Source organism: Pseudomonas fragi (genome assembly GCF_900105835.1).
Taxonomy (GTDB): domain Bacteria; phylum Pseudomonadota; class Gammaproteobacteria; order Pseudomonadales; family Pseudomonadaceae; genus Aquipseudomonas; species Aquipseudomonas fragi.
This window is the reverse complement of the sequence record NZ_LT629783.1, coordinates 806,900-830,091: the sequence shown is the minus strand read 5'-3', so window position 1 is coordinate 830,091 and position 23,192 is coordinate 806,900. Positions and strand designations below refer to the sequence as shown.

The 23,192-nt window shown below is 59.8% G+C and carries 19 protein-coding genes; 12 read left to right on the top strand and 7 right to left on the bottom strand.

Going from position 1 to position 23,192, the window contains the following annotated elements; genetic code table 11:
* Positions 1-1,830: a gamma-glutamyltransferase gene (gene ggt, locus BLU25_RS03655; protein WP_016781029.1), complete on the top strand. Its 1,830-nt coding sequence runs from the start codon at positions 1-3 to the stop codon at positions 1,828-1,830.
* An 88-nt stretch (positions 1,831-1,918) separates the two neighbouring features.
* On the opposite strand, the gene BLU25_RS03650 is transcribed toward ggt, so the two are convergent.
* Positions 1,919-2,197, bottom strand: coding sequence for a DUF1652 domain-containing protein (locus tag BLU25_RS03650; RefSeq protein ID WP_016781028.1), 279 nt, complete (start codon positions 2,195-2,197; stop codon positions 1,919-1,921).
* 241 nt (positions 2,198-2,438) lie between these two features.
* On the opposite strand from BLU25_RS03650, the gene BLU25_RS03645 reads away from it, so the two are divergent.
* From BLU25_RS03645 to BLU25_RS03630, 4 genes are read left to right on the top strand one after another with little or no spacing between them, the layout of a single operon-like run.
* A complete protein-coding gene (locus BLU25_RS03645; RefSeq protein WP_016781027.1) occupies positions 2,439-3,257 on the top strand; it encodes a helix-turn-helix domain-containing protein in 819 nt (272 codons plus the stop codon).
* Between the two features lie 48 nt (positions 3,258-3,305).
* Positions 3,306-4,712, top strand: a complete 1,407-nt coding sequence (locus BLU25_RS03640) for an NAD(P)/FAD-dependent oxidoreductase (protein ID WP_029611427.1) — start codon at positions 3,306-3,308, stop codon at positions 4,710-4,712.
* Between the two features lie 30 nt (positions 4,713-4,742).
* Entirely contained in the window at positions 4,743-5,084 is a 342-nt protein-coding gene (locus BLU25_RS03635) for a cupin domain-containing protein (RefSeq protein WP_016781025.1), read from the top strand.
* 54 nt (positions 5,085-5,138) lie between these two features.
* A complete protein-coding gene (locus tag BLU25_RS03630; protein ID WP_016781024.1) occupies positions 5,139-6,218 on the top strand; it encodes a polyamine ABC transporter substrate-binding protein in 1,080 nt (359 codons plus the stop codon).
* On the opposite strand, the gene BLU25_RS03625 is transcribed toward BLU25_RS03630, so the two are convergent.
* From BLU25_RS03625 to BLU25_RS03605, 5 genes are all read right to left on the bottom strand, one after another.
* Positions 6,219-7,208: a 2-hydroxyacid dehydrogenase gene (locus BLU25_RS03625; protein WP_016781023.1), complete on the bottom strand. Its 990-nt coding sequence runs from the start codon at positions 7,206-7,208 to the stop codon at positions 6,219-6,221.
* Between the two features lie 5 nt (positions 7,209-7,213).
* Positions 7,214-8,509 carry an MFS transporter gene (locus BLU25_RS03620; protein WP_016781022.1) on the bottom strand — a complete coding sequence of 432 codons (1,296 nt, stop codon included), beginning with the start codon at positions 8,507-8,509 and terminating at the stop codon, positions 7,214-7,216.
* 49 nt (positions 8,510-8,558) lie between these two features.
* Complete coding sequence (locus BLU25_RS03615; protein ID WP_016781021.1) at positions 8,559-9,530, bottom strand: sugar kinase; 972 nt, start codon at positions 9,528-9,530, stop codon at positions 8,559-8,561.
* Positions 9,523-10,305 carry a sugar phosphate isomerase/epimerase family protein gene (locus BLU25_RS03610; RefSeq protein ID WP_016781020.1) on the bottom strand — a complete coding sequence of 261 codons (783 nt, stop codon included), beginning with the start codon at positions 10,303-10,305 and terminating at the stop codon, positions 9,523-9,525. The genes BLU25_RS03615 and BLU25_RS03610 overlap by 8 nt, the downstream gene beginning before the upstream one ends.
* Before the next feature lie 83 nt (positions 10,306-10,388).
* Positions 10,389-11,417 (bottom strand): LacI family DNA-binding transcriptional regulator, encoded by a 1,029-nt coding sequence (locus BLU25_RS03605; RefSeq protein WP_029611425.1) that lies wholly within the window; start codon positions 11,415-11,417, stop codon positions 10,389-10,391.
* A gap of 680 nt (positions 11,418-12,097) precedes the next feature.
* Here BLU25_RS03605 and BLU25_RS03600 point away from each other — a divergent pair.
* From BLU25_RS03600 to BLU25_RS03575, 6 genes are all read left to right on the top strand, one after another.
* Positions 12,098-13,540: a serralysin family metalloprotease gene (locus tag BLU25_RS03600; protein ID WP_016781018.1), complete on the top strand. Its 1,443-nt coding sequence runs from the start codon at positions 12,098-12,100 to the stop codon at positions 13,538-13,540.
* A gap of 135 nt (positions 13,541-13,675) precedes the next feature.
* Entirely contained in the window at positions 13,676-13,987 is a 312-nt protein-coding gene (locus BLU25_RS03595) for a protease inhibitor Inh/omp19 family protein (protein ID WP_016781017.1), read from the top strand.
* 121 nt (positions 13,988-14,108) lie between these two features.
* Positions 14,109-15,851 (top strand): type I secretion system permease/ATPase, encoded by a 1,743-nt coding sequence (locus BLU25_RS03590; protein WP_083369524.1) that lies wholly within the window; start codon positions 14,109-14,111, stop codon positions 15,849-15,851.
* Positions 15,848-17,179 carry an HlyD family type I secretion periplasmic adaptor subunit gene (locus BLU25_RS03585; RefSeq protein WP_016781015.1) on the top strand — a complete coding sequence of 444 codons (1,332 nt, stop codon included), beginning with the start codon at positions 15,848-15,850 and terminating at the stop codon, positions 17,177-17,179. Before BLU25_RS03590 ends, BLU25_RS03585 begins: the two co-directional genes overlap by 4 nt.
* Before the next feature lie 13 nt (positions 17,180-17,192).
* Entirely contained in the window at positions 17,193-18,578 is a 1,386-nt protein-coding gene (locus BLU25_RS03580) for a TolC family outer membrane protein (RefSeq protein ID WP_050901287.1), read from the top strand.
* A complete protein-coding gene (locus BLU25_RS03575) occupies positions 18,565-20,415 on the top strand; it encodes a polyurethane esterase (protein WP_083369523.1) in 1,851 nt (616 codons plus the stop codon). The genes BLU25_RS03580 and BLU25_RS03575 overlap by 14 nt, the downstream gene beginning before the upstream one ends.
* A 33-nt stretch (positions 20,416-20,448) precedes the next feature.
* On the opposite strand, the gene BLU25_RS03570 is transcribed toward BLU25_RS03575, so the two are convergent.
* Complete coding sequence (locus BLU25_RS03570) at positions 20,449-22,083, bottom strand: methyl-accepting chemotaxis protein (RefSeq protein WP_016781012.1); 1,635 nt, start codon at positions 22,081-22,083, stop codon at positions 20,449-20,451.
* 283 nt (positions 22,084-22,366) lie between these two features.
* On the opposite strand from BLU25_RS03570, the gene BLU25_RS03565 reads away from it, so the two are divergent.
* Positions 22,367-23,191, top strand: a complete 825-nt coding sequence (locus BLU25_RS03565; protein ID WP_016781011.1) for an undecaprenyl-diphosphate phosphatase — start codon at positions 22,367-22,369, stop codon at positions 23,189-23,191.
* Position 23,192: the final 1 nt, after the last annotated feature.

Sequence of the window (23,192 nt, the reverse complement as noted above, 5' to 3'; positions counted from 1 at the left end):
ATGTATGCCCTGTTTGCCAAAAACAACCGTGCCCGTGTATTCGCACTTTCAGCTCTGGCCCTGTGGACGGGGGGATGCAGTACCGTGCAGCCGGGGTTGCAACCGCCCAGCGAGTTGCCTCCAGCACCCGAAATAGCCTCGGGTTTGCGCACCGATATGGCTACGGTACAGGCTACCCGGCATATGGCCGCCGCCGCCAACCCGCTGGCCACGCAGGCTGGCCAGCAAATGCTGCGCAAGGGCGGCTCGGCAATAGATGCAGCGATCGCCATGCAGGCCGTACTCGCACTGGTCGAACCGCAGTCCAGCGGCATCGGCGGCGGTGCTTTCATTATGTATTGGGACGGCAAGCGGGTGCAGGCCTTCGACGGTCGCGAAACCGCCCCGGCAGGTGCCACCCCGGGCATGTTCATGGGGGCTGATGGCCAGCCGATACCTTTCGCGCAGGCCCAGATAGGCGGGCGTTCCGTCGGTGTGCCCGGGGTGCTCAGGGCGCTGGAGATGGCCCATCAGCAACATGGCAAACTGCCCTGGAGTGAGCTGTTCCAACCCGCAATCAAACTGGCCAGCGACGGCTTTCCTGTGTCCAAACGCTTGCATACGCAAATCGCCGCCGACCCGTTTATCGCCGGCTCCCCGGAAATGGCCCGGTATTTCCTCACACCGCAAGGGCAAGCCTTGCCGGTGGGTACCTTGCTGAAAAACCCGGAACTTGCACACACCCTGCAAACCATTGCAGAGCGCGGCGCCGACGGGTTTTACCAGGGGCCAGTGGCCCGGGCGATGGTGGACAAGGTGCGCTCCCACCCGCGAGCCGGCACTCTGTCCCTGACTGACATCAGCGGTTACCAGGCCCGGGAGCGCACGCCGGTATGTGGTGACTACAAGCAATGGCAAATCTGTGGCATGCCACCACCGTCCTCGGGCGGTGTGGCCGTGATCCAGACCCTGGGCATACTTGAGGCCCTGCAACAGCAATCCCCGGCCTTTGACCTGGCCACAATGCCACCTGTACCGAGCAGCACCGGAGCAGGCCTTGAGCCTTCATCTGCAGCCGTACACCTGATCGCCGAAGCCGAGCGCCTGGTTTACGCTGACAGGGCACAGTACCTGGCGGACAGCGACTATGTACCGGTCAATGTGAAAGGTCTGACAGACCAGGGCTATTTCAAGACCCGGGCGGCGTTGATGGGTGACAGGAGCATGGGCCGCGCCGAGGCGGGGGTACCGGCGGGTATTCACCTGGCCCTGGCCCCCGATCGATCGCCACTGCGCATTTCTACCTCACAAATAGCTGCTGTCGACGATCATGGCGGGGCCATATCCATGACCACCTCGGTTGAAGCCGCGTTTGGTTCGCATGTGATGACCAATGGCTTTCTTTTGAACAACCAGCTCACCGACTTCTCGTTTGTTCCCGAAGAAAACGGCAAGCCGGTGGCCAACCGTATCGAGCCCGGCAAGCGCCCGCGCTCTTCAATGGCCCCGACCCTGGTGTTCGACCGCAACAGTGGCGAACTGGTCGCAACCATTGGTTCGCCGGGTGGTTCGCAGATCATCGAGTACGTCAACAAGTCGGTGGTTGGCCTGCTGGACTGGAAACTGAACCCTCAGGACGCCATCAGCCTGCCCAATTTCGGCAGCCGCAATGTCGACACCGAACTGGAGACAGGCCGCTTCAGCCCGGCCCTTGTGCAGCAGCTGCAGGCCCGTGGGCACAAGGTTGCGCTGATTGAAATGACCAGTGGCACGCAAATCATCATGCGCAGCAAGGACGGTTGGGTGGGCGGTGCCGATCCGCGCCGTGAAGGCACTGCATTGGGGGATTGATGTCTGTAGCAGTTGCCGAAGGAACGAGGCGACGTCGGAGTACCACGCCATCGCAGCATCGCTTCGCTCCTCAGCGGCTACAGCAAACTCAGGCTTGTGCCTGCCACGCCATTGGCGGCACAAAGCTTTCTAGCTCGTCTTCAACGCACTGGATGATGCGCCCCACCTGGCCGGGCGTCATGACTGCCGAGCAGGGGATGCCGGCGACGGCAATCACGGTTTCGCCACTGGCGCGGTCAAACAGCCTGGCCACCATGCTGCTGGGCGCGTCCATGGTCGCCTCGAAGCCCATCGGGTGGAAATGCCAGCGCATCAGTTGGCAGGCATTGGGGAAGGTGACCTTGTTGATGTTGTCCATCGGGTACATAGAGCAATTCCTTTAGCTCAAGGTATCGGGCGGTTGTTTCTGACCGCATCTGTATATCGAGTATTTCGAGTTCAAACCTAGCACCCAAAAGCATTGCTGCTAAGCCTTTTTTACCCTGCAACCTGGTTGTTTACCCGTACTTTGATGTGAATCATGCACTTAGGTGATTTATCCGCTGCCTGTCCCCATTGAAGGCCACGCGCAAACTCGGCACTCTGTGTTTTTTGCCCTTGAGCCTGCCATGCCAGCCCCAGACGACGGCCCCGAAAATACCCGCGCCACTGGCGAAACCGTGCTGCGTTACCACCTGTGCTGGAAGCATCGGGATCTGGACGGGGTCATGGCGCTGTATCACCCCGATGTGACCTACAACGACTTCTTCCAGAATCGGGTCATGCTGCTCGATGAACTGCGCGAATATGTGCAGTCGTCCATGCCCAGGGCGCCGGACGAGGCCCTTGAGCATAGCGACCGTATCCGGCTGGATGGCAACACCGCGTTTATTCAATACCGCATGACTTTGCGTGGCAGCCAGGGCCTGGTGTCATTTCGCGCCAGTGAGGCGATTACCGTGCGCGACGGGCTGATCTGGCAGGTCAATGAGTACGCCTCGCTGGTTCACGAAACGGCGGCCAGCCCGGCCCGGCAGGGCTCGTTGCGCCCGGCGGTGAGCCGCTTGGGGCTGTCGGCACGGCAACTGAGCTTTATGGCGCAAGACCTGCAAACCTACTTTGAACGCCAGCAACCCTTCCTTGACCCCGAACTTGACCTGCAGCAAGTCGCCAGGGCCTGCGGTTACACGCGCAACCAGATGTCGTACCTGCTTAATCAGGTGCTCGGGCAAAGCTTTTACCGCTATGTGAATCAGGCGCGCCTGCGTCATGTGCTGGCGGCGATGGACGCAGCTGCAACTCCGGCCAAGGTGGATGAAATGGCCTTTGCGGCAGGCTTCAATTCGATTTCGGCGTTTTACAGCTGTTTTCGCCAGCACACCGGGCAATCGCCCAAGGCTTACGCCAAACAAATTTCTTTGCGGGCACGCACGCAAGACGCGCCCTGATGCCAGCGACTAGGATCGAGCCATTCCTGGATCGGTGTGGAGTCGCAAATGCCAGCATGGCGTTCAATCAGTTTATGGATGGACCAGCTCGGGGAGGACCTGACGCCTCGCCCGTCCCTTGAGCATGATCTGGATGTCGATGTGGCCATTATCGGCGCCGGTTACACAGGGCTCTGGACGGCCTATTACCTCAAGCGCCATGCGCCTGAACTGAGCATTGCCATTGTTGAAGCGCAAACGGCCGGTTTTGGTGCATCAGGGCGCAATGGCGGCTGGCTGATGGGCAACCTGCTGGGCGAAGACCGCTTGCTTGCAGGCCTGCCTGCAGCACAGCGGCGCCAATCCTTCGATTTGCTCCACGGCATTCCCGATGAGGTGAAAAACGTCATCGATCGTGAAGGCATCGACTGCGATTATCGCAAGGGCGGCGGGCTGTATTGCGCGGCACGCTACCCGGAGCAGGAAGCCAGCTTGCGCCGCTATCTGGCAAACCTGTATAGCGAAGGCTTGAATGAATCCGACTACCGCTGGTTGAGCTCCGCCGAACTGGCAGAGCAAATCCGCGTGGCAAAACCGTATGGCGGAATTTTCACCCCCCATATCGCCACCCTTCATCCTGCCAAATTGGTGCGTGGACTGGCCCGTGCCGTTGAGCGCATGGGGGTGCAAATCTTCGAACAAAGCCCGGTCACTGAATGGCGTGCAGGCTTTGCCCGCACCGCCAGGGCACAAGTGCGCAGCCGCTGGGTGGTGCCTGCCGTGGAAGGCTACGCCAACACCCTGGCGCCTTTGGGGCGCTATCAACTGCCGGTACAAAGTCTGATCGTGGCAACAGAGCCATTGTCTCAAGCCACTTGGAACGAGATTGGTCTGTGTCATGGCCAGGCCTTCAGTGAAAGCAGCCGGCAGGTCACCTACGGCCAGCGTACGGCAGACAACCGCCTGGTATTCGGTGCCCGGGGTGGCTATCAGTTCGGCGGGCGCCTGCGTGAGAATTTTGACCTCAGCAGTGACGAAATCGAACTGCGCCGCTATCTGTTCCGCGAACTGTTCCCGCAACTTGAAGACGTCGAGATCAGCCATGCCTGGGGCGGCAATCTGGGCATGTCGCGACGGTTTCAGCCGCACATGCTCTGTGATCACCAGCAGGGCATAGCCCTGGCAGGGGGTTACGGCGGTGAGGGGGTAGGCGCCAGTCATTTGGGCGGGCGCACCCTGGCCGACCTGATTTTGCAGCGCGACACCCTTGAGGTCAGGCAGCCGTGGGTATTGACCGCGGGCGGGCTTGGCGCACTCAAGGCCTGGGAACCCGAGCCGTGCCGCTGGCTGGGCTACAACGCGATCATTCGCAGCTTTGTGTACGAAGACAAAACCCTGGCCAATCCACACAGCCCGCCCTGGCGTCGGCAGTTTGCCAGCCGCATGGCCGGGTTTATGGAAGGCTTCATGCATTAACCACCACGTGCGCTTAACAGGAAGCATGCCATGAGCATCACTCAGTTTAAAAACACCGCCAACGTCACCTTGCAGGAATCTTTCCCCGTCGCCGTGCCGCTGGGTACGCCGGTGGCCGTGACGTCGGTGACCTGCGTCGAGCGCAACGACGGTGTCGAAACCGGTATCTGGGAATGCACCCCGGGTCGTTGGCGCCGGCAGATCATGGAGCAGGAGTTCTGCCACTTCATTCAAGGCCGCTGCACCTTCACCCCGGATAACGGTGAAACCCTGACCATAGAAGCGGGCGATGCACTGATGTTGCCTGCAAACAGCACCGGCATCTGGGATATCCAGGAGACCGTGCGCAAGACTTATGTATTGATCCTTTGATCGCCGAAACCTGCCTATAAAAACAGCTGCCCCAAACATGCAAGGAATCGAATCATGATCCGTATGACCCTGTTGCCCCTGATGCTGGCCGGTACGCTGTGTCAGGCCGCCGAGACCGTGAAGGTCTATAACTGGTCGGACTACATTGCTCCCGACACGATGAAGAACTTCCAGCGTGATACCGGCATTGCCTTCAGCTATGACCTGTTCGACAGCAACGAGACGCTGGATGGCAAATTGATGACGGGTTCATCGGGTTATGACGTGGTATTTCCGTCCAACCACTTTATGGCGCGGCAAATTCAGGGCGGGGCACTGAAGAAACTCGACAAGAGCCAGTTGCCGAACTGGAAAAACCTCAACCCGGTGCTGCTCAAGGCACTGGAGGTCAACGATCCGGGCAACGAGCATGGGTTTCCTTACCTGTGGGGCAGCACCGGGATTGGTTACAACGTCGCCAAGGTCAAGGCCGTGCTGGGCGAAGATGCGCCGGTGGACTCCTGGGACCTGATCTTCAAGCCCGAAAACATGCAGAAGCTCAAGTCCTGCGGCGTGGCGATTCTGGACAATGGCCCGGAGGTCTTGCCTGCGGCGCTCAACTATCTGGGCTTGCCTCATCACAGCAAAAACCCGGCTGACTACAAGAAAGCTGAAGAGTTGCTGCTTAAGGTCCGACCTTATATCAGCTACTTTCACTCATCGAAGTACACCAGTGACCTGGCCAACGGCAATATATGCGTAGCGGTAGGTTTCTCAGGCGATATCTTGCAGGCCGAAACCCGGGCCAAAGAGGCCAAAAATGGCGTTGAGATCGGGTATTCGATCCCCAAGGAAGGTGCAGCGATCTGGTTTGACATGGTTGCCATGCCCGCCGATGCGCCGGATGAAAAAGCCGCTTACAGCTTTATGAACTATTTGCTGCGCCCGGACGTGATGGCCGGGATCAGCAACTATGTGCACTACGCCAATGGCAACGAACAGGCCGATGCCCTGGTCAGCCCTGAAATCAAGGCTGACACCAAGGTCTATCCAACCCCCGCCATGATGGACAAGCTGTTTGCCCTGGAGGCCATGCCGCTGAATATTGACCGGGTTCGCACGCGCGTCTGGACCAATATCAAAAGCGGCAAATAATCAGCGCAATGCCTGCGGGTTGACCAGGTTGGCCGGGCGTTCACCGGCCAATGCCGCCAGCAGATTTTCGACGGCGCAGCGGGCCATCGCTTCGCGGGTTTCGAAAGTCGCCGAGCCGATATGCGGGGTGGCCACCACGTTATCCAGTTGCAGCAGCGGCGAGGTCGGCTCCAGAGGCTCGCGCTCGAACACGTCCAGCCCGGCCGCGCGAATCTGGCCTTGCTGCAGGGCGTTGATCAACGCCGCCTCGTCCACCACCTTGCCCCGCGAGATATTGATAAAGATGCTCTCGCGGCGCATCAGGGCAAATTGCTCGGCACCGATCAAACCTTCGGTATGTGCGGTGAGGGGCAAGGTCAGGCAAATAAAGTCGGCTTCTTGCAGCAACGCGTCGAGGCTGCGGTACTGCGCATTGAAACGCGCTTCGACTGCGGGCTTGGGCGAGTTGCTGTGGTAGATCACCGGCATGCCAAAGCCAAAGTGACCGCGTTGCGCCAGGGCTTCGCCGATGCGGCCCATGCCGATAATACCCAGGGTCTTGCCATGCACGTCGGTACCGAACTGCTCGGGGCCGACGTTTTTCACCCATTGCCCGTTGCGCACCATATTGGCCAGTTCCACCACCCGCCGGGCGCTGGCCAGAACCAGGGCAAAACCGGTGTCGGCGGTGGTTTCGGTGAGGACGTCAGGGGTGTTGGTAAGCTGGATCTTGCGCTCGGTCATATAGTCGATGTCGTAGTTGTCGACACCCACCGACACGCTGGCCACTGCTTCCAGGTTGGGTGCCAGGTCCAGCAGTTGCGCATCCAGTTTCAGGCTGGCGCCCAAAATCCCCTGGGCCTGGGGCAGGGCGGCACGCAATTGGTCCATGCCCGCTGCGTCCAGCTTGTCGATCAGCGTGACATTGGCCTGGGCCTGCAAGCGCTGCATCAGTTGCGGGGAGAGTTCTTTGTAAAGCACGACATTCTTTTTCAAGGGATTCACCGACATTGAATTCAAGAGTGGGCCAGGCGTTGTGAGGTGCTGTGCTGCGATGCAGCAGGATCTTTGGCTGCGGGTTTAAGCATCAGGGTGAGCAGTACCGAAATCAGCAGCGCGCCGCTCATCAACAGAAAGGACGCGCCCGTCGAACCGGTGGAGCTGTTCAGGTAACCCACCAGGTACGAACCGGCAAACGAGCCCAGTGCGCCCATGCTGTTGATCAGCGCCATCGCGCCACCGGCCACGTTGGAGGGCAGGATTTCCGGGATGATGGCGAAAAACGGACCATAAGGGGCGTACATGCAGCCACCTGCAATCACCAGCAGTGCGTAGGACCACCAAAAGTGTTCTGCACCCAGCATGTAGGAAGCGTAGAACGCGATAGAGGCGATCAGCAGCGGCGGCCAGACGAAGCGCTTGCGCTTTTGCATCTTGTCCGAGCCCCACGACACCACCAGCATCGCGATCACGGCTGCCAGATACGGCAGGGCCGAGAGCCAGCCGGCCTCGATCATGTCCATCTGCGCGCCTTGTTTGAGAATCGACGGCAGCCACAGGACAAAACCGTAGACGCCGATGCTCCAGCAGAAGAACTGCAAGGCCAGCAGGATCACGGCGGGGGTACGGAACGCCGCAGCGTAGTTTTTCACCGGCTTGAGGCCCACTTGCTCGGCGTCCAGTGCGCTTTGCAGGTCTTGCTTCTCCTGATGGCTCAGCCACTTGGCTTCGCTTGGGCGGTCATCGGCCAGGCGCCACCAGATAAAGGCCCAGAGCACTGCTGGCAGGCCCTCGACGATAAACATCCAGCGCCAGCTGTAATGCTGCACCAGATAACCCGATACCACCGACATCCACAGCATGGTTACCGGATTGCCGAGGATCAGGAAGGTGTTGGCGCGTGAGCGTTCGGCACGGGTAAACCAGTGGCACAGGTACACCAGCATGGCTGGCATCACCGCCGCTTCGACCACGCCGAGGGTAAAACGGATCACGATCAGCCAGTAGGCGTTGGATACCACACCGGTCAGGGTGGCCAGGCTGCCCCAGAGGATCAGGCTGACAAAAATCAGCTTTTTCACGCTGTTTCTCTGGGCGTAGATCGCCCCGGGTACTTGAAAGAAGAAGTAACCCAGAAAGAACAACGCGCCCAGCAACGATGACAGGCCGGGGGTGATATTGAGGTCTTCGGCCATGCCGGAGGCCGCTGCGAAGCCGTAGTTGGCGCGGTCAAGGTACGCCAGGCTGTAGGTGATAAACACGATCGGCATGATGTACCACCAACGACGGGCGGCGAGTTTTAGCGATTGCATATGAGGGTGCTCCTGAGCTTGTTTTTGTTTTTTCGCAGCAGGTGACAGGTCAAGCAGATTGCGTTGTTTCATCAGGTGCGCGCAGCGCGTTGTAGTGGTCGAGTTCGGCGCGGGTGGGCAGGCCTTCCATATCGCCGCGGCTCTGCACGGCGCGGCTGCCGATCCAGTTGCCGCGCTGTACGGCCTGGGCAAAGCCGAGGTTTTCCAGCAGGGCACTGACCACCCCGACGGCAAAGCCGTCGCCGGCCCCCACGGTATCGATGACATTGGCCACCGGCACCGCCGGGACAAATTGCTCAACCTGGGCGGTGCGGTAAAACGCGCCTTCGGCCCCCAGTTTGATAATGACGGCCTCAGCCCCCTGGTCGAGGTAGAAGGCGGCGATATCGGACGGGTCGTCAAAGCCTGTCAGTAGACGGCCTTCACTCAGGCCCGGCAGTACCCAGTCTGCGTGGGCAGCGAGGGCATTGATGTCGCGAATCATCTGTTGTTCGCTGGCCCACAGTGACGGGCGCAGATTGGGGTCGAACGACACGCTGTTGCCGGCGGCACGCATCGATTTCATCAGTTCAAAGGACAACTCGTTGCAACTGGCCGACAGCGCCGGCGGGATACCGGTGGCGTGCAAGTGGCGGGCGCCGAGCAACTGCGGGTTGAGCGCAGAGCGGTTCAGGTGGCTGGCCGCCGAACCGCGACGAAAGTACTCGACTTGTGGGTCGCTGCCGTCGTCGACGCGAGACTTGAGCTGGAAACCTGTCGGATGTTGCGGGTCGACGGCTACGTGCTGGCAGTCCAGGCCTTCGGCTTGCAAGGTATTGAGCACAAAACGCCCCAGGGAGTCCGCGCCTACGCGGCTCAACCAGGCGACATTGAAGCCCAGCCGTGCCAGGCCAATGGCCACATTGCTGTCGGCCCCTGCAATGCGCTTGTGAAAACGTTCGACCAGGGCCAGGTCACCGGTTTCTTCGGCCACCAGCATGGCCATGGTTTCGCCGAACGACAGCACTTCGACCTTAGACATGGCTCAGCTCCTGTTGCTTGTGGCTCAAGCGCGCCAGTACGGCGACGTGCTCCAGGGTCAGGCCGTCGAGATCCGAACCTTGCAGCGGATACTCGATGGCCCGGGTCAGGCCGTGGGGCATATGGGTCATCAGGTGTTGCCAGTGTTGCAGGTCGGTGTCGGTCGGCGGGGTGGCGACTAGCTTGCCGTCCGGGCGACGGCTCACGCCTTTGCAGTGCAGGTAGGTGACATAGCGGCCCAGCAGGCGGGCTGCGGTGCTGGCCGACTGATCCTGCCAGTGCCAGTTGCCGATATCGAAAGTCATGCTGATCGGCGCCTGCTGCTGCTCGACCTGATCGAAAAAGCGCTGCATGGGCTCGATGCGCCCGCCATAGGAGGTCTGGTCGTTTTCCACCAGCAGCCGCACCGGCTGCTGGTTGAGCAGGGCCGCGAGGTTTTGCAAGTCGCAGTGTTCGGTGAAATAGCCCAGCGACACTTTCAGCCATTGGGCGCCGAACGCGTGGGCGCGCTGCAGGGTGGCCTGCAATTGGGTGTTGGGCCGTGACTGCCCGGCTTCCCACAGTTCCAGTGGCGATGAGAATACGCATTCAAGGCCCTGTTCCTGTACGGCCTGGCTGAAGGCGAGCGGATCTTCTGTGGTCAGCAGTTCTTCGCGCAGTTCGATGCGTGACACACCGGCGTTGGCCAACACTTCAATAAAGCTGGCCTGGCCGCGCTGGCGAACCAGATCGGCACCGTAGCTCGACAAACTGATGGAAACGGGAAATGTAGTCATTGTCATTATTCTCTGAAACCGGTTTCATTTTGTTGTGTGTCAAACGGCTGGCAACCGGGTCAAGGTTGCCAGCCGCTAAAGTGTCAGGCAGTCAGGGGCTGTCGGGTGGAGCCGCGAACAATCAGTCGCGGGGCAAAATCCAGCGCCAGAGGCTCTGATTTGTCGCCGCCCAGGCGTTTAAGCAGGCAGTCAAAGGCACTGGCACCGATTTGTTGCGTGGGCTGGGCCAGGGCGGTGATGCCGTTGCCCACCAGCGGGAACCATTCGAGGTCATCCAGGGCAATCAGGCCCACGTCTTCAAACAAGCGGCAGTTCAAGTCGCGCAGTGCCTGGGTGCAGGCCAGCGCGGCCAGGCCGTTAGCACAAAATATAGCCTTGGCGTCGCTGCCGGGGCTTTGCAGGAAATGGTGCAGTGCGTCGCGCAGGCCCGCACCGGTGTTCACTACGGCGCCGCGCAGGGTGGGGTGGCTGGCAAGCTGGCGGGTAAAATTGTTGATGCGCTCGATCCGCGAGCTGGTGCCATCGACCGGTTCGCTGACCATCAGCACATCGCGATAACCTTGCTGCTCAAGATGCTCCAGGGCCATGCGTACCGCGTCGGCATTGTCCAGGCCCACCAGGTCGGTGTGCAGTTGTTCGACTTTACGGTCGATCAGCACGATGGGCATTTCCTGATGCAGCTCTTGCAGTGCGTCCGGGTGATGGCCAAGAGTGTTAAGGATCAAGCCTTCGATATTGTAGGAACGCAGAGCAGCCAGATGTTGGCGCTCTTGCTCGTCATTGCGGTCGGTGTTGCACACCACCAGGTTATAGCCGTGCAGGCGGCAGGCGGTTTCGACACCGTGCATGACGGCAATGGAGTAGGGGTTGCGGATATCGGCCACCAGCATGCCGATCAGCCGTGTGCGCCCGCGTTTAAGGCCTCGGGCCATCTGATTGGGGCGATAGCCCAGGTCATTGATGGCGCGCTCGATCCGTTCGGCGATGGCTTCGGAGAGCAAGGCGCGGTCTTCGCCGATAAAGCGCGACACGCTGGCTTTGGAAACGCCGGCGCGCAGGGCAACATCGAGCATGGTCACGCGGGTGCGCTGAGCTGCGGAAAAACTGTTCACGGCCTGAAACCTTTTATTGGTGTTATCGCAGGCGATTTCGCGAGTGGACGCTGAAACCGGTTTCATGGAAACCCAAATGCCCGGGTGGCGTCAAGTGACAATGGTTTAAGGAAGGGTAGCCCCGTAGCAGCTGACGAGTGGAACGAGGCTGCGTCCGAGTGCGCAGCGCTCGTAAAACCGGCAATTACGGTGTGCCTGAGAGATCGAGCCGCCTGGTTTACGACTGCTGCGCAGCCGGACGCAGCCTCGTTCCACTCGTCAGCTGCTACAACGGTCAGGCAACTTTCAAGTCACGACGAAAACTTATTAATAAGCGACATCTCGCATATAACAATCAAGAGCTGGAAGTGATACGAAAGTTATATGACGAGTGTTATATAAATACAGTATCGGCCCAAGTTTAAGACGGATGAGAAGCCCCTCGATTTAACTTTTTGTATTTAGACCGTGCAGTCAGTTGTTGGCCGTTTGCGCATTAAAAAATACTTTTTCTTGAACATTCAATGTTTCCGGTAACTTCCGGCGTTTGCGCAAATGAGCCCTGAAAAAGTGCTGGACTAAATATTTCAGATTGTGTCAGTTTCACTCCGCCATAAAACGGCGAGTGATAGGACGATCTCGCCAAGGGGTCGTCGTGGTCTGTCAAAAAACTTTCTACTGCTAAACAAGGAAATGTTTACATGTCGAAACTTAAAGAGAAAGCAGCATTGTCCGTTGGCCAGGTGCAAGCGGCAAACACCGGCAGTTCTGCCTTCACTCAGATTGATAACTTCAGCCATTTCTATGATCGCGGTGATCATCTGGTCAATGGCAAACCTTCGCTCACCACCGACCAGGCCGCGGATCAGCTCACGCGTTCCGGGGCCAGTTGGCATGACCTCAACGGCGATGGTGTGATCAACCTCACCTATACCTTCCTCACGGCGCCGCCGGTGGGTTACGCCACCCGTGGCCTGGGCACGTTCAGCCAGTTTTCTTCGCTGCAAAAGGAACAGGCCAAGCTGTCGCTGGAGTCCTGGGCCGATGTCGCCAAGGTGACGTTCACCGAAGGCCCGGCAGCCCGTGGCGGGGATGGCCACATGACCTTTGCCAATTTCAGTGCCAGCAACGGCGGCGCGGCGTTTGCCTACCTGCCCAGCAGTGCGCGCAAAGGCGAATCGTGGTACTTGATCAACAAGGACTATGCGGTCAACAAAACCCCGGGTGAAGGCAACTACGGTCGCCAGACCCTGACCCACGAAATCGGCCACACCCTTGGGCTGTCGCACCCGGGAGACTACAACGCCGGCAATGGCAACCCTACTTACCGCGATGCGGTGTATGGCGAAGACACCCGTGCCTACAGCGTCATGAGCTACTGGAGCGAAAGCAACACCGGTCAGCACTTCACCAACAGCGGCGAAGGTGCCTACGCATCGGCGCCATTGCTGGATGATATCGCCGCGGTGCAAAAGCTCTATGGCGCCAATCTCGAAACCCGCTCGGGCGATACCGTCTACGGTTTCAACTCCACCGCTGATCGCGATTACTACAGCGCAACGTCTGCCAGTTCCAAGCTGATTTTTTCGGTGTGGGATGGCGGCGGCAACGACACGCTGGACTTCTCCGGTTTCACCCAAAACCAGAAGATCAACCTTACGGCCGGTTCGTTCTCCGATGTGGGCGGCATGACCGGTAACGTGTCGATTGCCCAGGGCGTGACCGTGGAAAACGCCATTGGTGGTTCAGGCAATGACCTGCTGATCGGCAACGACGCCGATAACGTGCTCAAGGGCGGTGCCGGCAACGACATCCTCTATGGCGGTGGCGGGGCTGACACGCTGTGGGGCGGCACCGGGTCGGATGTCTTTGTGTTTGGCGCAGTGTCTGACTCCGCGCCGGGTGCAGCCGATATCATCATGGACTTCCAGTCCGGCATCGACAAAATCGATGTCTCGGCCATCACCAAGCTGGCGGGGCTGAACTTTGTCGATGCCTTTACCGGCCGCGCCGGTGAAGCGATTGTCAGCTATGACACGGCCAGCAACCTGGGCCACTTTGCGGTCGACTTCAGCGGTCATGCTGTAGCCGATTTCCTGGTGAATACCGTGGGACAAGTGGCAACTTACGACATCGTCGTTTAAGCCTGCCGGTACCGGGGCAGTGCGCAAGCGCTGCCCTCTGCCGGACAGTGTCAATGGATGAGCCCTATGGCATGCAGAAATTTCAAGGTAATGGGCTGTATCGCCGCATTACTGACATTTACCACGGAGAGCACCATGGCCAGTTCCTTGCTGCTGCTGAGCCCCGCGCAACTGGCGGGCAGTTGGACGTTTTACCCGCAGGATGATGCAACGCACCGCTGTACGGTACAGCTGGTGGCCGAACACAAAACCTTCAACAGTGAAGTCAAGTGCCTGAAAACATGGTTGGGCGAAGTACCCAAAAGTTGGTCGCCAACCCCCGACGGTATTTATCTGATGGGACCGGACGGCACGGCGCTGGTGCATATGAACCGTATCGAGCCGGGGCACTATGAAGCGCAGGTCAAAACCGAAACGGTCTTGGTCATGGTGCGTAACCCTGAATAAAGAGTGTGGCCGTTCAGCAGGAGTTCTCAATACCTGAGCCGATACCTGAACAGTACGGTTCAAGTGTGCCTGGCTGTTTTGTTCAGGCCTGCCTGCCGTTTTTGTCGATCAAGGAAGATTCATGAGGCGATTGAAAAACAGCCCCGTTGCGCCGCTGATACATGCACTGGCCGACTATAAAAGCATATTGATCAGCGTTGGCTGTTTTACGGCCCTGATCAATATATTGATGCTGGTGCCATCGATTTACATGCTGCAGGTATATGACCGGGTGTTGTCGTCGCAAAACACCACAACACTGGCCATGCTGTCATTGATGGTGGTGGGGTTCTTTATCTTTATCGGTACGCTGGAAACCGTGCGCAGTTTTATTGTAATTCGCGTCGGCAGTCAGCTGGAGCGCCGCTTCAACCAGCAGGTGTACCGCGCCGCCTTTGAGCGCAACCTGTTCAGCGGCCAGGCCCATGCTGGCCAGGCATTGGCCGATCTGACCCTGATCCGCCAGTTTGTCACCGGCCCTGCGTTATTCGCCTTTTTTGATGCGCCGTGGTTTCCGGTGTATCTATGGGTGATTTTTTTATTCAGCCCCTGGCTCGGGCTGATGGCAACGGCGGGTGCGCTGCTGCTGATCGCTTTGGCGTGGATCAATGAAGTGATGACGCGTAAAGCCCTGGGCCGCGCCAGCCTGTATTCCATGCAGTCCAGCCAGCTGGCTACCAGCCATTTGCACAATGCCGAGACCATTCAGGCAATGGGCATGCTGGGCGTGTTGCGCCAACGCTGGTTTGCTCTGCACTCGCGCTTTTTGGCCGAGCAAAACAAGGCCAGCGACACCGGTGCGGTGATCGGTTCGCTGAGCAAGACCCTGCGCTTGTGCCTGCAATCGCTGGTATTGGGCCTGGGGGCCTTGCTGGTGATCCAGGGCGACATGAGCGCGGGCATGATGATTGCCGGTTCGATTTTGATGGGCCGCGTGTTGAGCCCCATTGATCAGTTGATTGCGGTCTGGAAGCAATGGAGTTCGGCGAAGCTGGCCTATCAGCGCCTGGACAGCCTGCTGCGCGAGCATCCGGCCAGTGAGGACAGCCTGCCGCTACCCGCCCCCAAGGGCCAGTTGAGCTTTGAACAGGTCAGTGCGGCCCCCTCGGGCAAGCGCCAGCCCACCTTGCAGCACGTCAGTTTTAGCCTCAATGCCGGCGAAGTGCTCGGCGTGCTGGGGGCCTCGGGCTCTGGCAAGTCGACTCTGGCCCGGGTACTGGTGGGGGTATGGCCGACGCTGGCGGGCACGGTGCGCTTGGATGGCGCGGACATTCACCAGTGGAACCGTGAGCAGTTGGGGCCGCATATAGGCTATTTACCCCAGGATATCGAACTGTTCAGCGGCAGCATTGCCGAGAATATCGCCCGCTTTCGCGACGCAGACCCCCGGCAGGTGGTTGCTGCGGCGCAGCAGGCTGGGGTTCACGAGATGATTTTGCGTTTGGCGCAAGGTTACGACACGGTTCTGGGGGACGAGGGCAGTGGCCTGTCGGGCGGGCAAAAACAACGGGTCGCGCTGGCCCGGGCCTTGTACGGCAACCCGCGGCTGGTGGTGCTGGATGAGCCCAATTCCAACCTCGATGCCGTCGGCGACGCAGCGCTGACCCGGGCCATTGGCCATCTCAAGGGGCAGGGCTGCACCGTGGTGCTGGTCACGCATCGTTCAGCGTCGCTGGCCCAGGCCGACAAGCTGCTGGTTCTCAATGAAGGTCGCTGCCAGGTGTTCGGCCCCAGTGCCGAGGTGCTCAAGGCACTGTCCGCAGCCCAGTCGCAACAGGCCGCGCCGCAGGCGGCCAGTATCCACCGTCAGAGTGCTGACGCATGAGCAAGGACGCTGCATTGATAAACAAGCACACTCAATCGCCATTGCCTGAGCGCAGTGCGGGCTTTTATGTGCGCGCAGGCTGGGTGCTGACCCTGGTCGGTGCGGGCAGTTTTTTCCTGTGGGCCAGCCTGGCTCCGCTGGACGAGGGCATTGCGGTGCAAGGCACGGTGGTGGTGTCCGGCAAGCGCAAGGCGGTGCAATCGCTGGGCGGCGGGGTGATGCGCCAGATTCTGGTGCGCGAGGGCCAGAGGGTGCAGCAGGGCGAGCCATTGTTTCGCCTGGACCAGACCCAGGTCGAAGCCGACGTGCAATCGTTGCGTGCGCAGTACCGCATGGCCTGGGCCAGCCAGGCCCGCTGGCAAAGCGAGCGTGACAACCTGGCACGGGTGAGTTTCCCTGCGCAATTAAGCCAGGCCGCTGACCCGCGCCTGGCCCTGGTCCTGGAGGGCCAGCAGCAGTTGTTCAGTAGCCGGCGCGAAGCCTTTGCCCGCGAACAGGCTGCGCTCAAGGCCAGTATCGAAGGCGCTACCCGGCAATTGAGCGGGATGCGTCAAGCTCGCAGCGATCAAATGGCCCAGGCCGATTCCCTGCGTGATCAATTGAACAATCTTCGTCCCCTGGCTGAAAAAGGCTATATCCCGCGCAATCGTTTGATGGAGTACGAGCGGCAGTTGTCCCGGGTTCAGCAGGATCTGGCGCAGAACACCGGTGAAAGCGGGCGTATCGAGCAGGGCATTGTGGAATCGCGGCTCAAACTGGCACAGCACAACGATGAATATCAGAAGGACGTGCGCAGCCAGCTGGCCGATGCCCAGCTCAAGACCCTGACCCTTGAGCAGCAACTGGCCTCGGCCGGGTTTGACCTGCTGCACAGCGAGATTAATGCGCCAGCCGATGGTATCGCCGTCAACCTCAGTGTGCACACCGAGGGCGCGGTGGTGCGAGCGGGTGAAACCCTGCTGGAGATCGTGCCCCAGGGCACGCGCCTTGAGGTGGAAGGGCGCTTGCCGGTGAATCTGGTGGACCGGGTGGGCAGCCAGTTGCCGGTGGACATTTTGTTCACGGCCTTCAATCAAAGCAGCACGCCGCGGGTGTCGGGCCAGGTGAACCTGGTGTCGGCCGACCAGTTGCTCGATGAGAAAACCGGGATGCCGTACTACGTGCTGCGCAGCTCGGTGAGTGATCAGGCACTGGAGAAGCTCAACGGGCTGGTGATCAAGCCCGGCATGCCGGCCGAGATGTTTGTGCGCACCGGCGAGCGTTCGCTGCTCAACTACCTGTTCAAACCCCTGCTGGACCGCGCAGGTTCTGCGTTGACTGAGCGCTAGGATGCTGCCTTTTATGAGAACTACTGCACTGTTGGGCCTGGGTTTTGCCCTGTGGGCAGGCAATGCCCAGGCGCTGGGCCCGTTTCAGGTGTACGAACAGGCGTTGCGCAATGATCCCGAGTTCCTGGCCGCCCTCCAGGAGCGCGATGCCGGCCAGGAGAGCCGCACCATCGGTCGTGCGGGGCTGTTGCCAAAGCTGTCGTACAACTACAACAAAGGCCGCAACAACTCCAGGGCCACTTATTTAAATGAGCGCGGTAACAGCCACGAAGACCGCAACTACAACAGCTACGGCTCGACCTTTACGGTGCAGCAGCCATTGATTGATTACGAGGCGTACGCCAATTACCGCAAAGGCGTGGCGCAGGCGCTGTTTGCCGATGAGACCTTTCGCAGCAAAAGCCAGGAACTGCTGGTGCGGGTGCTGACCCATTACACCCAGGCCCTGTTTGCGCAGGATCAGATCGACAATGCCCGGGCCAAGAAAAACGCCTACGAGCAGCAGTTTCAACAAAATGAGCAGCTGTTTCGCCAGGGCGAGGGCACGCGCACAGACATTCTTGAGGCCGAGTCCCGTTACGAGCTGGCCACCGCCGAACAACTCCAGGCTCAGGATGAACAGGACGCTGCCCTGCGCGAGCTGGGCGCGTTGATTGGCGTGGCGATGGTGAATATCGACGAGTTGACGCCATTGCCCGCCAGCTTCAGCGCTTTGCCGCTGCAACCGGCGAGCTTTTCGAGCTGGCACACAATGGCGCTGGAGAGTAATCCGCTGCTGGCCTCGCAACGTGAGGCGCTGGAAGTGGCGCGGTACGAAGTTGAACGCAACCGGGCAGGGCATCTGCCCAAACTCAATGCCTATGCCAGCGTGCGCAAGATGGAGTCCGAGAGCGGCAACACCTACAACCAGCGCTATGACACCAACACCATCGGTATCGAGATCAGCCTGCCACTGTATGCGGGGGGCGGGGTGGCCGCGTCGGTGCGCCAGGCCAACAGCAATCTGGCGCGGGTGGAGTACGAGCTGGAGGGCAAGACCCGCGAAACCCTGATTGAGCTGCGCCGCCAGTTCAATGCGTGCCAGTCGGGGGTGAGCAAATTGCGGGCTTATCAAAAAGCCCTGGTCTCGGCCGAAGCGCTGGTGGTGTCGACGCGCCAGAGCATCCTCGGCGGTGAACGGGTCAACCTGGATGCGCTGAACGCCGAGCAGCAGCTGTACAGCACCCGGCGCGACCTGGCCCAGGCCCGTTACGACTACCTGCTGGCCTGGACCAAATTGCACTTCTACGCCGGCACCTTGGGCGAGCAGGATCTGGCCCGGGTCGACGAAGTCTTTGTGCCGCGCGAGCGCGCGACAGTTTTATCAACGAAGAAGGTAAGCAGTCATGGCGATTTTTGACTACATGGATGTGGGATCAAAGGCTTCAACGGCGTTGGTCGCCGATGCTCTGGCTATCACCCTTTACAGCTATCACAACCTCGATAATGGCTTTGCCGTGGGCTACCAGAAGAACGGCATGGGCCTTGGGCTGCCCGCCACCCTGGTCAAGGCCGTGCTCGGTGGCACTGATTCCCAGGGCGTGGTGCCGGGCATTCCGTGGAACCCGGACTCGGAAAAACTCGCCCGCGAAGCCGTCGAAAAAGCCGGCTGGACCCCCATCAGTGCTGATCAGTTGGGGTACGCTGGCAAGATCGATCAGCGCGGCACCTTTTTCGGTGAGCAAGCGGGCTATGGCAGTGCTCAAGTGGAAATCCTCGGCAAGTACGGCACCGATGGCCAACTGACCTCGATCGGCATCGGGTTTCGCGGCACCAGTGGCCCGCGTGAGTCGCTGATCAGCGATTCCATTGGCGATGCCATCAGCGATTTGCTTGCCGCGATCGGCCCTGCCGATTATGCGAAAAACTACAGCGCCAACGCCTTTGACCTGCTGCTGGGCAAAGTGGCTGCCTTTGCCAGCGCGCAAGGGTTGAGCGGCAAGGACGTGCTGGTCAGTGGCCACAGCCTGGGCGGCCTGGCCGTCAACAGCCTGGCAGATTTGAGTGGCGAGCACTGGGCAGGGTTTTACCGCGATGCCAATTACATTGCCTTTGCTTCGCCCACCCAGAGCGAAACCACGGAAAACGTGCTTAATATCGGCTTTGAGAACGACCCGGTGTTTCGCGCCCTGGACGGTTCGGACTTTAATCTGTCGTCGCTGGGTGTGCATGACGCGCATCAACCGTCCGCTACCAACAACATTGTCAGTTTCAACGATCACTACGCCTCCACCGCGTGGAATCTGATGCCTTTTTCGATTGCCAATGTCTCGACCTGGATCAGCCACTTGCCCAATGGCTATGACAGCGCGATGACGCGCATCCTCGATTCGGCGTTCTATGACCTGACGACCAGGGACTCGACCCTCGTGCTCGCCAACCTGTCCAACCCGGCGCGGGAAAACACCTGGGTCCAGGACCTCAATCGCAACGCCGAGCCGCACAAGGGCAGCACCTTTATCATCGGCAGTGACGGCAATGACTTGATTCAAGGGGGGCGCGGCAATGACTTTCTCGAAGGTCGCGACGGCAATGACACCTTCCGTGACAGTGGCGGCTACAACATCATTTTGGGCGGCAAGGGCGTCAACACCCTCGACCTGCAGCAATCCTTGAGCCGCACACAGGTGGTCAATGACGGGCAGGGCACCTTGTATGTGCGCGATAGCCACGGCGGCATCACCCTAGCCCGCGATATCAGCGTGCTGTTAAGTGACGAACCCGCGTGGTTGGGCTTGAGCCATCGCCCGGTCAGCCATCGAGTGGCTGACGATGGCTTGTGGGCGGGTAATACCCGCAGTGAGTACACCCACTCGCTCAAGGCCGGGGCCGGGGACAGCACTGTCACGGCGCCAGGCCCCGCAGGCTGGTTGCTGGGCCAGGGCGGCAACGATCATTTGATTGGCCTGCACGGTAATAGCGTGTTTGTCGGCGGTGCAGGCAACGACCTGCTGGAATCGGCAGGCACCAGCAACACCTTCGTGTTCAGCGGGCATTTTGGCAACGATACGCTGCTGGGCTACCAACCCACTGACACGCTGGTGTTCCTGGGCGTGGAGGGCGGGCATCACAGCGATTACCGCGCCCATGCCAGCGCCGTGGGGCATGACACCGTGCTCAGCTTTGGCAACGATTCGGTGACCCTGGTGGGCGTTGCCCTGGCCACACTGGCGGGCACCGACATCGTCATCGCCTGACAGCCAGCGGCCAGCTGCCGCTGGCCGCTGCCTCTACACCTTGAACTGACGCAACAACCCATTGAGCTGAACGCTCAATTCCTTGAGGTGGACACTGGCGGCGCTCGACTGTTCTGCCGCCTGGGCGGTGCCCTGGGACAGCTCGGCGGCCTGGGTCACGTTCTGGTTGATGTCCTCCACCACATGGGCCTGCTGCAGGGTGGCGCTGGCAATGGAGGCATTGAGGTCGTTGAGGTTAGTCAGCGCCTGGCCGATGCTGGTCAGGCTCTGCCCGGCCTGGGTGGCCTGCTCGATGGTCAGTTGCGAAGCGCGGCTGCTGCTGCCGATCACATCGACGGCGGCTTCGGAATGCTTTTGCAGGCCCTCGATCATCGTCTGAATCTCGGCCGTGGATTTTTGCGTGCGCTGGGCCAGCAAGCGCACCTCATCGGCCACCACGGCAAAACCGCGGCCTTGTTCACCGGCCCGCGCCGCTTCGATTGCCGCGTTAAGGGCCAGCAGGTTGGTTTGCTCGGCAATCGAGCGGATCACTTCCAGTACGCTGCCAATTTCGCTGCTTTGGGCGGCCAGGGTGCGGATGACCTCGACCGCCTGGTTAATGGTGCCGGACAATTGGTCGATCTGCTGCAAGCTGCTGTCGATGTTCTGCTGGCCTTGCTCAGCTTGCGACTGGGCGCCGCGCATTTCACTGGCAGCGTGTTCGGCATTTTTAGCCACCTCCTGCACGGCGTAGGTGACTTCGTTGATCGCCGTGGCCACCTGATCCATTTGCAGGGCCTGTTGCTGGCTGCGCTGTTGCGCGTCGCTGGCGTCGCTGCCCATCTCGGTCGAGGACTGCTCCAATGCGCTGGCAGTGGCTTGCAAATGGCTGATGACGTTGCGCAGTTTGGCGGTAAAGGCATTGAAATGATGCGCCAGCAGGGTTACTTCATCACGGCCGTGGGTATCCAGGCTACGGGTCAGGTCGCTTTCGCCACTGGCAATATTAGCCATTGCCTGCACGGCCTCTTGCAGCGGTCGCACAATGCTGCGGGCGATCAGGGTGACCAGTACGGCCATAATCAGCGCAATGCCCAGGCCCGCCCAGCTGGCCTTCCAGGCCTGGGCGCGAAACTCGGCCTGCATATCGTCGATATACACCCCTGAACCAATGACCCAGCCCCAGGGCTCGAACAATTGCACATAGGATGTTTTCTGCACCGGCTCCTGGGCGCCGGGTTTTGGCCAGCGGTAGTCGACCATGCCCGCGCCCCGGGTTTTCGCCAGGCTGGCCATCTCGTTGAAGATCGCAAAGCCGTCCGGGTCCTTGATGGCCGACAGGTCCTTGCCGTCGAGCTTGGCATTGGTCGGGTGCATGACCATATAAGGGCGCAGGTCATTGATCCAGAAATAGTCATCGTGGTCATAGCGCAGAGTGCTGATCACGGTCAGCGCCTGCTGTTGCGCGGCTTCCCGGCTCAGGCTGCCGGCGGTTTCCAGGCCGTGGTAGTAGCCCAGTACGCCACTGACGGCCTGCACCACATGTTGGGTCTTCTGGGCTTTGCCTTCATACAAATCGTCATGTATCTGCTTTAGCATCAGCAAGCCCAACGCCAGCAACATGGCCATGGCCACAATCAGGATCAGCCACAAACGGCGGCTGATGGATAACCCGCGCAGGGTATTCATAAAGGGCGACTCCTTGTTTTTCTTGTTGTGGTGTTTCACAGGACAACTTTTTCCAGACTTGTCTGTCAGACCAAACCGAAGTCATGTCATAGCAGCGAAAGTAGAACGTGTCTGATAGGATCTCGGCCGAAATTGGCAAAGCTTCATCTTTATTGATTTCTGACAGTTTTTTCACAGCGTTCTGGGGAACATGTCGCACCTTTGACCTGCTCCAGGGCCGTGGTTGCAACACCTTAATCAAGACTAATCAGCTCTGCATGAGGCAGGGCTTTATGGGGGAATAATGGATCTTTGGACTGCCGCTCAGGCGTTGATACTGGGCGTCGTTGAAGGCTTGACGGAGTTTTTGCCGATCTCGAGTACGGGCCACCAGATTATTGTGGCCGACTTGCTCAACTTTGGCGGCGAGCGGGCGATGGCGTTCAACATCATCATCCAGCTGGGTGCGATTCTGGCTGTGGTCTGGGAATTTCGCCGCAAGATCATCGATGTTGTCGTCGGTTTGCCCACCAAACCCGAGGCACGCCGCTTTACCACCAACCTGATTATCGCGGTGATGCCGGCGGTGGTGCTGGGGGTGATTTTTGCCGATGTGATCCACGAGTACCTGTTCAACCCGATTACCGTGGCCACGGCCCTGGTGATTGGTGGTGTGATCATGTTGTGGGCCGAGCGTCGCCAGCATGTGATTCGCGCCGAAACCGTGGATGACATGACCTGGAAAGACGCGGTGAAAATCGGTTTCGCCCAGTGCCTGGCGATGATCCCCGGCACTTCGCGTTCGGGTTCGACCATTATCGGCGGCCTGTTGTTTGGCCTGTCGCGCAAGGCGGCCACCGAGTTCTCGTTCTTCCTGGCCATGCCGACCATGGTCGGTGCTGCGGTGTACTCGGGCTACAAGTACCGTCATCTGTTCCAGCCTGATGACCTGCCGGTGTTCGCCATCGGTTTCGTCACCTCGTTTATCTTCGCGATGATCGCAGTACGGGCCTTGCTCAAGTTTATTTCCAACCACAGCTATGCCGCCTTTGCCTGGTATCGCATTGCCTTTGGTCTGCTGATCCTGGCCACCTGGCAGTTTGGCTGGATCAACTGGGCCGAGGCTTGAG